This is a genomic window from Gemmatimonas sp., assembly GCF_027531815.1.
Classification (GTDB): domain Bacteria; phylum Gemmatimonadota; class Gemmatimonadetes; order Gemmatimonadales; family Gemmatimonadaceae; genus Gemmatimonas.
Genome location: NZ_JAPZSK010000006.1, coordinates 14,097 through 31,170, shown reverse-complemented (window position 1 = coordinate 31,170; position 17,074 = coordinate 14,097). Strand labels below are relative to the sequence as shown.

Annotated in this window: 14 protein-coding genes; 12 read left to right on the top strand and 2 right to left on the bottom strand. The window is 67.7% G+C overall.

Features of this window, described 5'->3' with window-relative positions; all coding sequences use genetic code 11:
* Window positions 1–8 precede the first annotated feature (8 nt).
* From serS to gatB, 6 genes are read left to right on the top strand one after another with little or no spacing between them, the layout of a single operon-like run.
* On the top strand, window positions 9–1,286 hold the full coding sequence (gene serS / locus O9271_RS07700) for a serine--tRNA ligase (protein WP_298267939.1): 1,278 nt from the start codon (window positions 9–11) through the stop codon (window positions 1,284–1,286).
* Between the two features lie 41 nt (window positions 1,287–1,327).
* Window positions 1,328–2,482: a HAMP domain-containing sensor histidine kinase gene (locus O9271_RS07695; RefSeq protein ID WP_298267937.1), complete on the top strand. Its 1,155-nt coding sequence runs from the start codon at window positions 1,328–1,330 to the stop codon at window positions 2,480–2,482.
* Window positions 2,479–4,920, top strand: coding sequence for a UvrD-helicase domain-containing protein (locus O9271_RS07690; RefSeq protein ID WP_298267935.1), 2,442 nt, complete (start codon window positions 2,479–2,481; stop codon window positions 4,918–4,920). Before O9271_RS07695 ends, O9271_RS07690 begins: the two co-directional genes overlap by 4 nt.
* Window positions 4,920–5,237: an Asp-tRNA(Asn)/Glu-tRNA(Gln) amidotransferase subunit GatC gene (gatC, locus tag O9271_RS07685; RefSeq protein ID WP_298267933.1), complete on the top strand. Its 318-nt coding sequence runs from the start codon at window positions 4,920–4,922 to the stop codon at window positions 5,235–5,237. The genes O9271_RS07690 and gatC overlap by 1 nt, the downstream gene beginning before the upstream one ends.
* Window positions 5,234–6,637 (top strand): Asp-tRNA(Asn)/Glu-tRNA(Gln) amidotransferase subunit GatA, encoded by a 1,404-nt coding sequence (gene gatA / locus O9271_RS07680; RefSeq protein ID WP_298267931.1) that lies wholly within the window; start codon window positions 5,234–5,236, stop codon window positions 6,635–6,637. The genes gatC and gatA overlap by 4 nt, the downstream gene beginning before the upstream one ends.
* Complete coding sequence (gene gatB, locus O9271_RS07675) at window positions 6,634–8,100, top strand: Asp-tRNA(Asn)/Glu-tRNA(Gln) amidotransferase subunit GatB (protein ID WP_298267929.1); 1,467 nt, start codon at window positions 6,634–6,636, stop codon at window positions 8,098–8,100. The genes gatA and gatB overlap by 4 nt, the downstream gene beginning before the upstream one ends.
* Here the strand turns inward: gatB and O9271_RS07670 are convergent.
* Window positions 8,069–9,016 (bottom strand): zinc dependent phospholipase C family protein, encoded by a 948-nt coding sequence (locus tag O9271_RS07670; protein ID WP_298267926.1) that lies wholly within the window; start codon window positions 9,014–9,016, stop codon window positions 8,069–8,071. The two genes, gatB and O9271_RS07670, sit on opposite strands and share 32 nt — an antisense overlap.
* On the bottom strand, window positions 9,013–9,588 hold the full coding sequence (locus O9271_RS07665; RefSeq protein ID WP_298267924.1) for a hypothetical protein: 576 nt from the start codon (window positions 9,586–9,588) through the stop codon (window positions 9,013–9,015). Before O9271_RS07665 ends, O9271_RS07670 begins: the two co-directional genes overlap by 4 nt.
* Before the next feature lie 99 nt (window positions 9,589–9,687).
* On the opposite strand from O9271_RS07665, the gene murA reads away from it, so the two are divergent.
* The 6 genes from murA to infB all read left to right on the top strand — a co-directional run bounded on the left by murA (window position 9,688) and on the right by infB (window position 17,070).
* Window positions 9,688–10,983 (top strand): UDP-N-acetylglucosamine 1-carboxyvinyltransferase, encoded by a 1,296-nt coding sequence (murA, locus tag O9271_RS07660; RefSeq protein WP_298267921.1) that lies wholly within the window; start codon window positions 9,688–9,690, stop codon window positions 10,981–10,983.
* Between the two features lie 17 nt (window positions 10,984–11,000).
* Window positions 11,001–11,708 (top strand): polyphenol oxidase family protein, encoded by a 708-nt coding sequence (locus tag O9271_RS07655; RefSeq protein ID WP_298267918.1) that lies wholly within the window; start codon window positions 11,001–11,003, stop codon window positions 11,706–11,708.
* A gap of 242 nt (window positions 11,709–11,950) precedes the next feature.
* Window positions 11,951–12,418, top strand: coding sequence for a ribosome maturation factor RimP (rimP, locus tag O9271_RS07650; RefSeq protein WP_298267915.1), 468 nt, complete (start codon window positions 11,951–11,953; stop codon window positions 12,416–12,418).
* Between the two features lie 9 nt (window positions 12,419–12,427).
* Window positions 12,428–13,738, top strand: a complete 1,311-nt coding sequence (gene nusA / locus O9271_RS07645) for a transcription termination factor NusA (protein WP_298267912.1) — start codon at window positions 12,428–12,430, stop codon at window positions 13,736–13,738.
* Window positions 13,735–14,115, top strand: a complete 381-nt coding sequence (locus O9271_RS07640) for a ribosomal L7Ae/L30e/S12e/Gadd45 family protein (RefSeq protein ID WP_298267909.1) — start codon at window positions 13,735–13,737, stop codon at window positions 14,113–14,115. Before nusA ends, O9271_RS07640 begins: the two co-directional genes overlap by 4 nt.
* 9 nt (window positions 14,116–14,124) lie before the next feature.
* On the top strand, window positions 14,125–17,070 hold the full coding sequence (infB, locus tag O9271_RS07635) for a translation initiation factor IF-2 (RefSeq protein WP_298267907.1): 2,946 nt from the start codon (window positions 14,125–14,127) through the stop codon (window positions 17,068–17,070).
* Window positions 17,071–17,074: the final 4 nt, after the last annotated feature.

The following is a 17,074-nucleotide window of genomic DNA, read 5'->3' as shown; positions in this document are numbered from 1 at the left end:
ACACTGGCATGCACGATATTCGGCTGCTGCGCGATCAACTCGACCACCTGCGCGAAGGCATGCGGCGCCGCGGTAAGCTCGCCGAGTTGGCGCCAGTGCTGGACCGCGCCGAGGTGTTGGAGCGCGAGCGGCGCACCGCGATCACCGAGTTGGAGGCGCAGCAGGCACGACGCAACAAGCTCACGCAGGATGTGGCGCAGAAGCGCAAGGCCGGTGAGGATGCCTCGTCGCTGATCGCCGAGGGGCGTACCATTGGCGAGGCCATTGCCGCCCTCGAACAGCGACGGAATGAGGCCGAAGCCGCGGTGCAGCACATGCTGTACGAACTGCCCAACATCACCCTCGCCGAGGTCCCCGAGGGTGACGAGTCGCACAACACCATCATGAAGACGTGGGGCGAGCCGCGCGGCGACGGCGACACTCTGGTCCCGCACTGGGAGAAGGGGGCCGCGCTGGGGATGCTCGACCTGCCGCGGGGCGCGAAGATCTCCGGATCGGGGTTCATCGTGTATCGCGGCGTGGGAGCCAAGCTGGTTCGTGCGCTCATGAACATGATGCTCGAGCTTCACACCGAGGAGCATGGGTACGACGAGGCGTGGGTGCCGCTCGTGGTCAATCGGGCCAGCATGACCGGCACCGGGCAGTTGCCCAAGTTCGAGGACGACATGTACCGCGTGCCCGATGAGGATTTGTTCCTCATCCCCACCGCGGAGGTGCCCATCACCAATCTGTATCGCGACGAAATCCTTGACGCGTCGGCGCTGCCGATGGGCCTCTGCGGCTACAGCGCCTGCTTCCGCCGTGAAGCCGGCTCGGCGGGAAAGGATACGCGCGGCCTGCTTCGGGTACACCAGTTCGATAAGGTGGAGCTCGTGCGCTACGCCACCGCGGAAAACGCACGCGAGCAGCTCGAACTGCTCACCCGCCATGCGGAAACCGTGCTGGAACGGCTTGAGCTGCCCTACCGGCGCGTGCTGCTCGCGGCCGGAGACACGGGCTTCTCGAGCGCCATGACATACGATCTCGAGGTGTTTGCGCCGGCGGTTGGCAAGTGGCTGGAGGTCTCCAGCTGCAGCCTGTTTGCCGACTTTCAGGCCCGGCGCGCCAACATCCGCTATCGCACCGCGCCCGGAGAGAAGCCGCGCTTCGCGCATACGCTCAACGGGTCGGCGCTCGCGTTTTCGCGCATCATTGCCAGCCTGCTCGAACACCACCAGCAGGCCGACGGCTCGGTGCGCATTCCGGAGGCCCTGCAGCCTTGGCTGGGCCGGGCCGTCCTGCGCTGAGTCTGCCAAGGCGTCCTCGGTTCTCCCTCGCCCCCTCCCACATGCGCCGTCGTCGCTGGCCCCTCGTTGCGATGGTGCTCGGGGTGATCGCCCTGCTGGTCTGGTACGTGGCCTACACGCAGCACGTGGTCACCCAGCTGCGGGCGGCCGGGGCAGGCCAGGGGCGCATGTACGCGCGCATCTACGAAGCGCTGCAGGACACCAGCGTCAACGCCGATCCCACCATCGCCCTCCTCGATCTGTCACGGCAGATCCGCGAGTCGGGGCTGCCGCTGGTCCTCACCGACAACGACGGCCGCGTGTCGGCGACGGCCAATCTCCCCGACGGAATCGATCCGTCCGATACGGTGCGCTTCCGCCGCTATGTCGCCGACCTGGACCGGCAGAATCCGCCCATTGTGGAACCGGCGGTGGGCGCCGTGCATCTGGGCGACAGCGCCATCGTTAACGGATTGCGCTTCATTCCGCTGCTGCAGGCGCTCGGCATCACGCTGCTCGTGGGGCTCGGGGTGTACGCGCTCGTGGAACGCGGGCGCGCCGAGCGGGAAAAGGTCTGGGCCGGCATGGCCCGTGAGGCCGCCCACCAGCTGGGAACGCCCCTCTCCGCGCTCACCGGGTGGATCGAACTGCTGGCCGATACCGTCACGGGCGGTACCGGCACGCGCGCCGTCGCGGCCATGGCGCAGGATGTGCAACGGCTCGAACGCGTCTCACATCGCTTCGAGCGCATCGGACGGCCACCGCGCGACGAAACACTCGACGCCACGGCGCTCGTGCGACGGTTGGCGGAGTACTTCGCGGCGCGCGCGCCCACGCTGGCGCGCACGGTGACCATTCGCAGCGACGACCCCGGTGGACCGGTCATGGTGCGTGGCGACGTCGTGCTGCTGGAATGGGTGCTGGAAGTGCTCATCAAGAACGCCATGGATGCCCTCGGTGGCCGCAATGGCGAAGTCGTCGTCTCGGTCACCCCAATCCCGGAGGGAGGCGCTCGCATTCGGGTCCAGGATGACGGGCCGGGGGTCCCGCGCGCGCTGCGGAAGCGCATCTTCGACGCCGGGTTCACCACCAAGGATCGCGGCTGGGGCATTGGCCTGTCGTTGGCTCGTCGCATTGTGGAGGAAAATCATCACGGGCGATTGGTACTCGCCGAAACCGACCGGGGAGCGGCGTTCGACGTTATCTTGAGCGGATGACAACGACGGGTTGGACCGGTTCCCTCTTCGATGCGGTGCCTTCGGCGCCACGCGTCGACCTCGATGCCCTCACGCGCGGGCTCAATCCCGGCCAGCGTGACGCCGTCTTTCATGACGACGGCCCCGCGCTCGTCCTGGCGGGCGCCGGCTCGGGCAAGACGCGGGTGCTGACCACCCGCATCGCACGCCTCATCGGCACGCGCAACGTGGCTCCGCACGAAATTCTCGCGGTCACCTTCACCAACAAGGCCGCCGGCGAGATGCGGGAGCGCATCGCGAAGTTCCTCGGCCACGAGCCCAAGGGCATGTGGTGTGGCACCTTCCATGCGTTGGGCGCGCGTATGCTGCGCGGCGTCGCACCCCTGGTTGGTCGCGAACAGAATTTCACGATTTACGACGAAGACGACACCATCGGCGCGGTGAAGCGCGTCATGGAACGGCGCAAGCTCAGTCCCACCCAGTTCGCGCCCAAGGCCATTCTCGGTGCCATCTCCAGCGCCAAGAACGCGCTCGTGTCGCCCGGCGAATACGCACGCACCGCACGCGACACCTTCTCCACCGCGGTTGCCGGCGTGTACACCGATCTCGAAGCGGCGCTGCAGCAGGCGAATGCCGTCACGTTCGACGACCTTCTCGTGCTTCCGGTGCGCGCCCTCGAGATGGACGAGGCATTGCGCGCGCACTACCAGCGACGGTTCCGCTACCTGCTGGTGGACGAATACCAGGACACGAACGCAGCGCAGTATCGGTTCGTGCAACTGGTGGGCGGCCTGCACCGCAACGTCATGGTGGTCGGCGACGACGATCAGTCCATCTACGGATGGCGCGGCGCGGACATCCGCAATATCCTCGACTTTGAGCGCGACTTTCCGGGCGCCACTGTGGTGCGCCTCGAGGAGAACTACCGCTCCACGCCCAACGTCCTCGCGCTCGCGAATGCGGTGATCGCGGAGAACACGGAACGCCGCGGCAAGACACTGCGCGCCACGCGTCCGGCCGGAGAACCGGTCACCCTCATCGAGTGTCTCGACGAACGCGACGAAGCGGACTTCATCGCCGAGACGATTCTGGGCCGCATGGCGAAGTCGGATCTGTCGCGACGTGACTGCGCCGTCCTCTATCGCACCAACGCCCAGTCCCGCGCCGTCGAAGATGCGTTTCGGCGCCGCAACATCCCGTACCGATTGGTCGGCGCGGTGCGCTTTTACGACCGTCGTGAGATCCGCGATCTCATGGCGTACCTCAAGCTCATCGCCAACCCCGCCGACAACGAGGCGTTCCTCCGGGCGGCCAACGTACCCAAGCGCGGCCTTGGCGATGCCAGCATTGCGCTGCTCGCCGAGCGAGCGGCGCTCGACGGCAAGCCGTTGCTGGAGATCGCCACGCACCCCGATGTGGTGGCGTCGCTGCGCCCTGCCGCACGGGCGGCAATGGCCGACTTCGTGGGCTTGGTGCAGCGCTTGCGCGTCGCCGCCGTGGAGGCGGCCGTTGATGAGCTCCTGCGGGATCTCGTGCAGGCCATCCGGTACGCCGAACACCTGCGCGCCGAGGGGCCGGAAGGGCTCGAGCGCATCGACAACGTGCGCGAACTCATCGCCGGTGCGGCTGAGGTGGTGGCCGATGAGGGCGGCGAGGTGGGACTCACGCCGCTCGATCACTTCCTGCAGTCGTCGACGCTGGTGGCCGGCGTCGACAAGCTCGATCCCAATGCCGACGCCGTGGTGTGCATGACCATGCACAATGCCAAGGGACTGGAGTTCCCCCTGGTGTTCGTGTGCGGGCTCGAAGACGGACTCTTCCCACTGGCGCGCGCCGCCGAGGATCCGTCGTCGCTCGAGGAAGAGCGCCGGCTGTTTTACGTGGGGATCACCCGGGCCGAGGAGAAGCTGTACCTCACGTGCGCTGAGCAGCGCCGGCGTAACGGTGAACTCATGATCTCCATGCCCTCACGCTTCCTCAAGGCCGTCACGCCGTCCTTGGCGGAGCGGGGCAAGACGGGGCGCGCCAAGGCCGAAGGGCGTGCCGGTGCGGCCGGACTCGGGAGCGGCTACGGCAGTCGGCGGGATGACGACCAGAGCTGGGGGCGCAGTGGGTCGGCCAGTGGGTTCGCTGCCGGCGCCCCACGCCGGGCAAGCGGCCCGTACGGCTCCAACGCCTACGGCGATCGTGCGCCCAATGTCCCCTTCGCCACGCGGCCGGCCGGTGGCTTCAGCACCCCCAACCGGCGTGATGTCCCGCAGCCCGAGGACGAATCGCAGGATGCGCCGGCGTACCGGCCGGGCGAACGCGTGAAGCATGCGCGTTTCGGGAGTGGCACGATTGCGGAAATCACCGGCAGCGGGCGCGACACCAAGGTGCGCATCGATTTCGATGACGAGGAAATCGGGCGCAAGACACTCGTGCTCGCCCAGGCTAAGCTCGAAAAGGAGTGGGACTGATGTCGGTCACGTCGGACGATGTGCGCCATGTGGCCCGGTTGGCCCGCGTTGGGCTCGACGCCGAACGGGTACCAGCCCTGGTGGCTGAACTGAACGGCATTCTCGCGCACATGGAGGTGCTGCAGCAGGTGGATGTGAGCAGTGTCCTCCGCTCGCCGGACACCCCGGGGGCACCATTGCGTGACGATGCGCTGGCGCCCGACCCGCTCGCACGCCCGCGCGAGGCCTTCGCGCCATCGGCCCGTGACGGCTTTTTCCTTGTGCCCCGGTTGGCCTCCCACGGCGCGCTCGGTGCCAGTGCCGAGGAGGCGCCGTGAGCGACCACTCCGTCCTCAGCACGCTGCGCGCGCATCGCGTGGCAGCGGCGTGGGCCGCATTCGATGCGGTGCGTGCCGGCGCCGACGGGCTCAATGCCTTTCTCGCCGTGGACCGCGAGGCGACGGGCCGCGACGCCGGACCACTGGCCGGGGTGCCGGTCGCCATCAAGGACAATCTGGTCACGCGCGAACTGCCCACGACGTGCGGTTCGCGTGTCCTCGAGGGTTACGTAAGCCCCTTCGAAGCCACCGCCGTCCGCAAGCTGCGCGACGCGGGCGCGGCCATCATTGGCAAGACCAACATGGACGAATTCGCGATGGGTTCGTCAAACGAGAACAGTGCCTTCGGGCCGGTACGGAATCCGCTCGACCGTACCCGCGTGCCGGGCGGAAGCTCCGGCGGGTCGGCCGCCGCCGTGGCCGCCGGGGTGGTTCGCCTCGCCCTCGGTTCGGAAACCGGCGGGTCCGTTCGGCAGCCCGCCGCGTTCTGCGGGATCGTTGGCGTCAAGCCCACGTACGGGCGCGTCAGTCGGTATGGGCTCGTGGCCTATGCCTCCTCGTTGGACCATGTCGGGGTCTTTGGTCGCACCGTGGGCGACGCTGCCGCCGGACTGCAGATCATTGCCGGGCATGACCGCTTCGATGCCACCAGTGCGCTGCACGCAGTGCCCGAGTTCCTGCCACCAACAGCTGACGACACGTCGGCCGCCGCGCGGCCACTCGCGGGGCTCGTGATCGGGCGACCGATCGAGTACTTCCCGGCGTCCCTCGATCCACGCATCGCCGCTCATTGTCGGCACGCCCTGACCGTGCTGGAGAGCCTGGGCGCCGAAATCCGCGACGTCTCACTCCCCAGCACCGATCTCGCGATTCCGGTCTACTACATCATTGCCCCCGCCGAAGCATCGAGCAATCTCGCCCGCTACGACGGGGTGCGGTATGGCCGACGCGCCATGGCAGACGACCTCGGTACCATGTACGAGCGCACCCGATCCGAGGGATTCGGCGCCGAAGTGACACGCCGCATCCTGCTCGGGACTTACGTGCTCAGCGCCGGCTACTACGATGCCTACTATCGGCGTGCACAGGCGGTGCGCGACCTCATCCGTCAGGAGTTCTCGCAGGTGTTCGCGTCCGGCGTGCACCTGCTGTTCACCCCCACGGCGCCAACACCGGCGTTCCGCATTGGTGAGGTGTCAGATCCATACCAGATGTATCTGAGCGACATCTTCACGGTGACGGCCAACCTGGTCGGCATTCCCGCCATGTCGCAGCCCATTGGCCGGGTTGATGGACTCCCCGTCGGAGGACAGCTCCTGGCACCGCATTTCGCGGAGCCCACCATGTTCCGCGCGGCGGCGGCGCTCGAACGGGCGCTCGGAACGGAGGCACACCAGTGATCGGGGCGCACGACCTGTCGGGAGGAGGCCGCGAGTGGGAACTCGTCATTGGCCTCGAGGTGCACTGTCAGCTCAAGACGCAGAGCAAGATTTTCTGCGGCTGCCGTACGTCGTTCGGAGACGCACCGAACAGCAACACCTGTCCGGTCTGCCTCGGGCTTCCTGGGGCACTCCCCGTGCTCAACGCCCAGGCGGTAGCCCTGGCCACCCGGGCGTCGCTGGCCCTCGGCTGCACCGTGCACGAGGAGTCGGTGTTCGCGCGCAAGAACTATTTCTATCCAGACCTGCCCAAGGGCTATCAGATCTCGCAGTTCGATCGCCCGCTGGCCACCAACGGCGCGATCGTCGTGGGCACCAACGCCGATGCGACGCCGCGGGTCATTCGAGTGCACCGCGTGCACATGGAGGAAGACGCCGGCAAATCGATCCACGATCGCTTTGCCGATGCCACCGCCATCGACCTCAACCGCGCCGGTACGCCGCTGGTCGAAATCGTCTCCGAGCCGGACATCCGTTCCGCGGCCGACGCCGCTGCCTACGCCAAACGGCTCAAGCAGATCCTCGAGTATGCCGACGTGTCCGATGCGAACATGGAAGAGGGGTCGCTCCGCGTCGATGTGAACATTTCGGTTCGGCGAATCGGCGACGCGACGCTGGGCACCAAGACCGAGATCAAGAACCTCAATTCGTTTTCGGCCATCGAGCGCGCGGCCGAGATCGAGTTCGCGCGGCAGTGTACGGTATTGGCCCACGGAGGGCGCATCGAGCAGCAGACCATGCTCTACGACGACAAGCGCAACGAGGTGCGCCCCTCACGCAGCAAGGAGGGAAGCCACGATTACCGGTACTTCCCCGAGCCGGACCTGCCGCCGCTGCAGCTCGCCCCCGCTTATATCGCCGACCAGCATGCCGCGCTGCCGGAGTTACCGCCGGCGCGCCGTGCACGCTTCGCCGCGCAGTATGCGCTGGCCGATGCCGAGATCGAACAGCTGCTCGCCACGCGGGAGCTGGCCGATCGCTTTGAGGCGGTCGCGGTAGCGGCCGGTGACGCCAAACGGGCCGCCAATTGGATGCTCGGACCGGTGCTGGCCTCGGTGAACGCCTCCGGAACGCCACTCGCCCACCATCCCGTGTCGGCAGAGCGGCTGGGCGCCCTCATCGCGCTCGAAGTGTCGGGGCAACTCTCCAACACGGCGGCGCGTCAGCTCTTCACCGTGCTCGAACAGGATCCGGGATCGCCGCTCGATGTGGCCCGCGCGGCCGGCTTGCTGCAGGTGCGTGACGACGAGGCCCTGGTGAGGTGGATCGACGAGGTGTTCGCCGAACATGCCGCGGAGGCGGCGCGCTTCATGAGCGGTGAGAAGAAGCTGCAGGGAGTGCTGGTCGGCCTCGTGATGAAGAAGTCGAACGGGTCGGCCGATCCCCGCAAGGTCAACCAGTTGCTGGCCGCTCGCGGGGGCTGAACAACGGGGCAGGAAGATCGAGGGCGTGGCGCAACGGGGTGACCGGCATGCCGAACATGCGGTCGGCCTCGAGCGCCGCGCGCATATCGCCGCCCTCCCGTCGCGCCTGCCGCCGTACCCGCTTGGCTTCGCGGAGCGGTGTATCACCCGATGGATCGAAGGTGAACGGCTCACTGCGGTCCCAACGATTCAGCAGGTCCACGATGTAGTCGAAGGCGCGGGCCAGATAGCGGCCGACGTCGGCGTCGGCCAGATCCCAGCGACTGTTCTCGGAAACCAGCTGAAAGATCCGCTGCCACGATTCGGTGTCGGTCACGTACACCATGCCGCGGAAGATCCGGCGATTGGTGGGCGTACCAAACAGCGTGGGGCTGAGGATGCGATCGAGGTGCTGGTCGGCCGGCGAATGATCGAGCCGCAGCAGTTCCCGGGCTCGGCGGGGCCACGGATCGCCAAGGTGGGTGTCGATGCGGCTTTCCCAGTAGCTGTGCCCCAGCGCACTCGTACTCGAGGTCACCGCCAGCTGGCGGGGCACGAAGAAGTTGTGGGCCACCACGTCGGCGGCCAGATGCGCCAGATACCCGAGCGCGAAGGCCTGCAAGGCCGGAGGGTTCGCTTTGTCGTGGATCTCCATGCCCACATGCCACGAGTGGCAATGCCGACCGACCTCGGCGTACTTCTTGGCAATGCTCGTGTCCGCCGCAATCGACCCGTACAGAAAGTCGGCCGGATACGCAGCAAGCAGGGCACCGATGTGCGGCGGAACCAGCGAGAGATGGCGAAGCAGCGCATCGCCGAGAAAGACGTGCGTCCCCGGCGTCCACGCCCAGGCCTCGGCCGGTGTCGCGACCAGGGCAAGCAGCGCCAGCAGCAGGCATGCCGCCCACGGCACCCTGGCGCGTGGCCGCACGCTCACCCCTCGTCGTCCCGATCCGTCGTGGTCGGGCGCCGTCGCTTGCGCCCCTTGCCTGGAAAGCGCGCCACCAGCTCGTGGGCACCCAGACGCACGCCACGAACGGCAGCGATGGCCGTGATCGCGGTTTCCTCGAGCTCGTCCTGCACCACGTCAAGCACGGCATTCACCTCATCGACCCGGCGCGCGGTCACCGCGGCGGCATCGAGGATGGTGTCGCCAACGGCGGCGGCCGCATCGGTTACCGCGGCCACATCCCGTTTCACCGTCGCCACGGTATCGCGCGCATCGCGGACGATGGCGCTCGCGTCTGCCAGCATCGGACGGGTGTCGGCGGCCAGCCGGTCGAGCGTACCATTGAGCTTCAGCACCCCATCGCGTACGGCGCGGAGCAGCAGGATCAGGGTAACGAGGGCGCCCACGGCCAGCAGCAGCACCAAGATCTGCAGGAGGCCGCTCGTCCATTCCAGGACACCGCGATCCGGAATGGTCCGGGTCACGATCGTATCGGGCAGGCTGCTCACCTGCAGGAGGGACCATGCCACGAGCCGAGGCAAAGCGAGCGCGAAGGCCATGCTTCTGATCTAAAGGCTACAGAGGCTCGTGTCCATGGCGGCGCGTGACTAACCTTGAAGCTTCCCGTCCCCCGAATTCCCGCGTCCCGCTCCCGGCTCATGTCTGCGGTCCAATACATCGTTGAAGGTGGTCAGCGCCTCCAGGGGTCGATTCGCCCCGCGGGCAACAAGAATGCCGCGCTCCCGATCGTCGCGGCGGCACTCATTACCGACCAGCCGGTACAGTTGCATAACGTGCCGCGCATCCGCGACATCGAAACGCTGGTGGAGCTCATTCGTACCACCGGTGCCGATTGCGAATGGACCGGCGAGAACTCCCTCCGCATCCATGCCCAGACGGTGCGCGCGGCCGATCTCGACCCCGCCATGTGTGCCCGCATTCGGGCGTCCATCCTGCTTGCGGCGCCGCTGCTGGCGCGCTGCGGTACCGTCACGCTGTCGCCACCGGGTGGCGATGTCATTGGCCGCCGGCGTCTCGACACGCACTTCCATGTGCTGCAGGCGCTGGGGGCCACGTATGAGCTCGGGGCGCGCTTCCGTTTCGACACCGCCGGGCTGATCGGCGCCGACGTCTTTCTCGACGAGCCCAGCGTCACCGCCACGGAAAACGCGCTGGTGGCGGCCGTCGCCGCCCGGGGGCGCACGACGTTGCGTAATGCCGCGAGTGAACCGCACGTGCAGGATCTGGCACGCTTCCTCGTGGCGCTGGGCGCGCGCATCGAGGGGATCGGGTCCAACGTGTATACCATCGAGGGGGGGCTACCGCTGGGCGGCGCGACGCACGAGATCGGCCCGGATCACATCGAAGTGGGGTCATTCATCGGGCTCGCGGCGGTCACACGGTCCGCGCTGCGCATCGAGCGGGCAGGGGTGGAGCATCTGCGGAGCACCTTGCTGGGATTCGAGAAGCTCGGCATCAGCTGCGTGGTGGAGGGCGACGATCTCCTCGTCCCGGCGGAACAGTCGCGACGCATGCAGACGGATCTGGGCGGACATGTGGCCAAGCTCGAGGACCAGCCGTGGCCGGCGTTCCCGGCGGACACCATGTCCATCGCCATCGTCGCCGCCACCCAGTGCGAAGGCATGATCCTCTTCCACGAGAAGATGTTCGAATCGCGTCTCTACTTCACCGACAAGCTGGTGGGCATGGGCGCGCGCATCGTCCTGTGTGATCCGCACCGCGCCATCGTGTCGGGGCCCACGCAACTGCGCGGGGGAACCGTGGAATCGCCCGACATCCGCGCGGGCATGGCGATGCTGCTGGCCGCGCTCTGTGCCGATGGGACGAGCATCATCAACAACGCACAGCAGATCGAGCGTGGGTATGAGCGCATCGAGTCGCGGCTCGGCGCCTTGGGTGCCCGCATCAGGCGGGTCGAGTTGAGCGCCCACTGAACGTCGGTCAACCGCGCATGACGCCGCGCACCCTTCATCTCGCCGAGCCGGTCGACGGGTTGCCACCTGGTATCCGCGGGTGGACCACGACCAAGGCCAACGGGTCGTTCGGCCTGGGGAGCGACGAACCGGTCGGCGCCGTCATGGGGCGGTGGGGGGCGCTGCTGGCGGACCTCGGCGACCTCGGGGTGGAGCGGCTGGCCACGGCACATCAGGTGCACGGTGCCGAGGTGATGACGCACGGTGCCGGGTGGCGCGGGTGGCTTCGTGGGATGGAAGCGGACGGTCACGTGAGCGTTGCTCGCGGCACCGCGCTCGCGGTCACGGTAGCCGACTGCACACCGGTTCTGCTGTGGCACCCGGGGGGTGCGATTGCCGCCCTGCATGCCGGATGGCGCGGGACCGCCGCTGAGATCCTCGACCGGGGGCTCGATGCGCTCGCGTCGCTCGGCTTCCCTGAAGAGGAATGCACGATCTGGCTGGGCCCGTCCATTTGTGGCCAGTGCTACGAGGTGGGGCCTGAGGTGCTGCGGGCCGTTCACGGTGGGGCGCATCACGGCAAGGGGCTGCTCGATGTCCGAGCGGCCCTCGCTAGACAGGCGGCTCGACGGCGTGTCGCCACGGTACGAACGTCATCAGGGTGTTCGCGCTGTGACACTGCGCGCTACTTCTCGCACCGCAGCGGCGACGCGGGCCGCATGCTGGGCATCATCGCCCTGACATGACGGGGATGGGCGCCGGATCGCGTCGTCCGGAGCGTCCGAAAGGCGGACAGGGCACGCCTGTCATCTTGACCCGGCCATACCCGGTCCCTAGCTTGCGAGTCTGAGACGTAACCTCTTCGTGATATCGCTCGCTCACCGCGGGCGGAAGAAGTGTGGGGATGGCCCCCACACTTTTTTGTTCTCTGGGGGTTTCGCACGTTCATGGTGCAGGAAGCGGTCCGTGGTCGGCCGGAGGTCAGCAGGTGAGCGAGTCCATCGAACCCATTGTCGCGCAAGAACTTGACACGTTGGGCTTCGACCTGGTCGAGCTACGGCGGGGTGGGTCCAAAGCCCGTCCCGTGCTGGAAATCCGGATCGATCGGCGAGACGGCGAAAAGATCACGATCGACGACTGCGCGCGGGCGTCCCGGGCTCTCGAAGCGCGGCTGGAGGCCGACGCGCTGGTTGCCGAGCAGTATGTGTTGGAGGTGTCGTCTCCGGGTGCGGATCGTCCGCTCCGGAACGCCGCGGAATGGCGCCGGTTTATTGGACGTCGGGCCACGGTGACGAGCCCTTTGCTGGCAGGTGGAAAACAGGAAGTCGAGATTCTCGCGCTCGATGGCGAGGCAGGCGCTGAGGTCGCGTTGGTGCGGGATCCGAAGGGGCGGGAGGTGCAGGTGCCGCTTCGTGAGATCACGCAGGCGCGATTGGCGTTTCACTGGAAACGATAGGGGACACGGATGGCCGGATCGGCGGAAATTCTCACAGCGTTACGTGAGCTGTCGAACCTCAAGCAGATCACGCGCGAGGAGCTGCACGGGCTTCTCCAGGACGGCATTCTTGCCGCCCTGGCCAAGAAGCACGGGGCCAACGTCCAGGCGGAAATCGAGATCGACGAAGCCAAGGGCGCCATTCGCATCGTGCTGCTCAAGACGGTCGTGGACGAGGTCACCGACGAATCGCGCGAGGTGACCGTCGAGGAAGCACGCTTCATGGATCCGGAATTCCAGGTCGGCGACGTCATGGAAATCCCGGTCGATTTCATGGAGTTCGGGCGCACGGCGGTTCAGGCGGCGAAGCAGCGCATCATCCAGCGGGTTCGCGAAGGCGAGCGCACGCGTATCCGCGACGAGTTCGCGGGGCGGGTGGGTGACCTGCTGTCGGGTGAGGTCCAGCAGATCGAGCGCGGCAAACTGGTGGTTATGCTCAACAAGTTCCGGGAGGCCGAGGCCATCATCCCGTACCGTGAGCAGAATCATCGGGAGCACTACCATCAGGGCGAGCCGGTGCGCGCCGTGCTCAAGCGGGTCGAGGATACGCCCAAGGGGCCGCGCCTCATTCTGAGCCGCTCCGACGCCCTCTTCGTGCAGGCGCTGTTCAAGCTCGAGGTGCCGGAGATCCAGCAGGGGATCGTGGAGATCAAGGCCGCGGCGCGCGAAGTCGGTAGCCGCACCAAGATCGCGGTCACGTCGCGTGATGAAGCGGTCGATCCGGTCGGTGCGTGCGTGGGCCTCAAGGGCGCTCGGGTGCAGGCGGTCGTGAATGAACTGGGCGGCGAGCGCATCGACATCGTGCCGTGGTCTCCCGATCCGGAACGGTTCGCCAAGCTGGCGCTGGCGCCGGCGCGGGTGGCGCGGGTGTTCAGCGATGCGGTGTCGCGCACCATTCAGGCCGTCGTCGACGAGGACCAACTGTCGCTGGCGATCGGTCGCAACGGGCAGAACGTGCGACTGGCGTCCGAACTGACGGGGTGGAAGATCGACCTGTACTCGAGCCGGGAGTGGATGGAAAAGGGTGGGGAATCGCCCCTCTTCGCGCCGCTGCCGGATGACGCCGAAGCCGACGTGCCGCTCAACGAAATCGAGGGGCTCGAAACGGCGACGGTCGCGGTGCTGGCCGAAGCGGGATACCGTACCCTCAACGACATTCTCGATCTCGATCGGGATGATCTGCTGCGATTGCCCGGCATTGCGCCCGAGGAGGCCGATCGCATCATGGCCATCATCGACGAGCTCACCACCGAGGATGACGAGGACGGTCGCGGGGCGTGAGTGAAGCAGACGGCGGGTCGTCCCCGCTGACCGACACGGTGCGCCGCAAGGTGCTCGGGCTGGTCGGTCTGGGGGCGAGAGGCCGGTTGGTGGTGGTGGGCGCAGAGCAGGTGCGGCTCGCCGCGCAGAAGGGCAGTGTGCAATTGGTGCTGGTGGCGCGCGACGTGTCCCGGCACTCGCTCGACAAGGTGGTGCCGGTCCTCCGGGCCCGGGGGGTGGAGATGGTGGAGTGGCCGAGTGCGGCCGAGTTGGGAGGCGCTGTGGGACGGGACATCACGGCGGCCATAGGGATCGTAGATCAGGCGCTGGCGCGCGGAATCCGTGGCGCCGTAGCCGGGGCAGCCCCGGCAGGCGACGCGACGCGCGTTTCGCGGTAGGAGGACGGGTTGACCAAGCTTCGTGTGCATGACATGGCGGGTGAGTTCGGCATCTCGGCGGACGAGGTGATCGCACTGCTGCGCCAGATGGATGTCCCGGTTCGCAGCCATTTGTCGCTGCTGACCGATGATCAGGTCTCGCGAATTCGCGCCCGCTGGGAGCGCGAGAAGCGGCTGCGCGCCGAAAAGGCGCAGCCGGCGCCTGCGGCCGCTCCGCGCCGTCGTCGCACGACGGCGGCAGAAGCGGTGGCCACTCCCGAGCTCGAAGCCGCGTCGCCCACGCCGGCCGTGCGCCGGCGTCGCGCCGCCGACGTTGCCGAGCACCACGAGCCCGAGGTCGCGGCCGCCGAAACTGCCGCGGCCGCCGCGCCGGCCGCGCCGGAGCCGACTCCCGACATCGTGCCCGTCCCGGCGCGGAAGCCGGAGCGTCCGGCCGTCGAAGCCGCCGCGCCCGCAGAGACACCGGCGGCGCCTGCCGCGGTACCGGCGCCCGTCGCATCCGCCCCGCCGGCGGCGGACACGCGGCCGCCCGTCACGGATCTGCCCGCTGCCGTGCCCGCGCCGGCGGAACCTCCGCGGAAGCTGGAGACGCCCGCGCCGGTCACGTTCGTCGCCCCCGAGCTGCCGCCGGCGGCAGCGGTGACACCGGCCGCACCGGCTGCGGCGCCGGTTCCGGCTACCGGCGCAGAGCCGGTCGCCGCCGCACCGGCCGCCCCAGCGGCTCCGAGTCTGCCGGCAGACCGCCCGCGCCCGCGGCCGGTCGTGCCCGGTGCGCCGCGTCCGCGGCCGGTGGCCAGCGCCAGCCCCAACTTCGGCTCAGCGCGTCCCATTGCCTCCGCCGCGCCTGGCGGTGGACTGTCGCAGGGCCAGCGCCGCGACGATCGTCGTCCCGGCGGGGCACCGCCGCAGCATGGCGGCGGCCAGCACGCCGGAACCGGTACCGGTGGGCAGCAGCAGGGGGGCGGAATGGCCCAGCCCGGCGGCCAGAACCAGCAGCGTCGCGGGAAGAAGGGCAAGCGCGGGGCGGTCGACCAGGAAGCCGTGTCGGCCAACATCACCAAGACCATGACCGCCATGCGCGGCGCGCCCACGCGCGGTCGCCCGGGGCGTCGCTTCGGTGCCGAAATGCGCGCCGAGGCCGAGGAACAGCGGCAGGCGGCGGCGGAGCGCGAGCGCAAGACGGTGCGCGTCAACGAGTTCATCACCGTCTCCGAACTCGCGCAGATTCTGGGCATTTCCGCCACGCAGATCGTAGGCTTCGCTTTCAAGTCGCTCGGGCTGATGGTTACCATCAACCAGCGGCTCGACTTCGACCAGATCGAGCTCATCGCTGGCGAGTTCGGCTTCCAGGCCGTCAAGGAATCCGACTATGCCGCCGATGTCCCCGATCAGGGTGAAGAGGACCGCGAGGAAGATCTGCGCCCGCGCCCGCCGGTCGTCACCATCATGGGGCACGTCGATCACGGCAAGACGTCGCTGCTCGACTACATCCGCAAGGCGAACGTCGTGGCCGGCGAGGCCGGTGGCATCACGCAGCACATCGGTGCCTACCACGTGGAGGTCGCCGGCAAGCGCCTCATCACCTTCCTCGATACCCCGGGTCACGAAGCGTTCACCGCGATGCGTGCCCGCGGTGCGCAGGTCACCGACATCGTCGTCATCGTCATTGCCGCCGACGACCAGGTGATGCCGCAGACCATCGAAGCGATCTCGCACGCCAAGAGTGCCGGTGTTCCCATCATCATCGCCATCAACAAGGTCGATCTGCCGACGGCGAACATCGAGAAGGTGAAGCAGGACCTCCTGCAGCACGAAGTCGTGCTCGAAGACTTCGGCGGCACGGTCCTGCACTCGGAAATCTCGGCCAAGAAGGGCACCGGCGTGGCCGAGCTGCTCGATCAGATCCTGTTGCAGGCCGATATCCTCGAGCTCAAGGCCAACCCCAACCGCCGCGCCGTCGGCTCCGTGGTGGAAGCCCAGCTCGACCAGGGCAAGGGCCCCGTGGCTACGGTGCTCGTGCAGAATGGCACGCTCAAGGTGGGTGACGACTACATCTGTGGTATCCACTCCGGCCGCGTGCGCGCCATGCTCGACGAGCGTGGCAAGCAGGTGAAGCAGGCCGGGCCGGCCATTCCGGTGCAGATCCTCGGTCTCACCGGCGTGCCTATGGCGGGCGATCAGCTGCTGGTGGTCGATGATGCCACCGCTGCGCGCGAAATCGCGCAGCGTCGTGAGCGGCTCGATCGGGAGGCCAAGAGCCGTCGCACCACGCGCGGCGTGGTCTCGCTCGAGGATTTCATGTCCCAGGCCTCGGCTGGCCAGAAGCGCCAGCTGCGACTCGTCATCAAGGCCGATCAGGGCGGGCCGGCGGAAGCCCTCGCCGACGCGCTGCAGCAGCTGTCCAACAGCGAAGTCCAGGTGGAGATCATCCACCGCGCGGTCGGTGCCATTGCCGAAAGCGACATCCTGCTCGCGAAGGCGGCCGGCGCGATCATCATCGGCTTCCATGTGCGACCGGACAACAACGCACGCAACGCGGCGGAACGCGAGGGCGTCGACATCAAGCTGTATCGCATCATCTACGAGGCAGTCGCCGATGTGAAGGCGGCGCTCGAGGGGATGCTGCGTCCGGAAGAGCGGGAAGTGGTCTTCGGCGAAGCGGAAGTCCGTGAAACGTTCAAGGTGGCCCGCGTCGGAACCATCGCCGGTACCATCGTGCGCTCCGGCATCATCAACCGGAAGGGGCGCATCCGCGTCATCCGCGATGGGATCGAGATCTACGACGGGGCCATCGCCTCGCTGCGTCGCTTCAAGGATGACGTCAACGAGGTCAAGGAAGGCTACGAGTGCGGTATCGGCATCGAGAACTTCAACGATCTCAAGATCGGGGACGTCTTCGAGTGCTACCGCACGGAGGAAGTAGCGCGTACGCTCGATCAGGCCTCCAAGGCCTGAGGAG

Coding starts and splice junctions, on each gene's coding strand:
- serS (WP_298267939.1), top strand. CDS start 9: ATGCACGATATTCGGCTGCTGCGCGATCAACTCGACCACCTGCGCGAA.
- O9271_RS07655 (WP_298267918.1), top strand. CDS start 11,001: ATGACGCCGCGCACCCTTCATCTCGCCGAGCCGGTCGACGGGTTGCCA.
- O9271_RS07695 (WP_298267937.1), top strand. CDS start 1,328: ATGCGCCGTCGTCGCTGGCCCCTCGTTGCGATGGTGCTCGGGGTGATC.
- gatC (WP_298267933.1), top strand. CDS start 4,920: ATGTCGGTCACGTCGGACGATGTGCGCCATGTGGCCCGGTTGGCCCGC.
- murA (WP_298267921.1), top strand. CDS start 9,688: ATGTCTGCGGTCCAATACATCGTTGAAGGTGGTCAGCGCCTCCAGGGG.
- O9271_RS07690 (WP_298267935.1), top strand. CDS start 2,479: ATGACAACGACGGGTTGGACCGGTTCCCTCTTCGATGCGGTGCCTTCG.
- O9271_RS07665 (WP_298267924.1), bottom strand. CDS start 9,588: ATGGCCTTCGCGCTCGCTTTGCCTCGGCTCGTGGCATGGTCCCTCCTG.
- nusA (WP_298267912.1), top strand. CDS start 12,428: ATGGCCGGATCGGCGGAAATTCTCACAGCGTTACGTGAGCTGTCGAAC.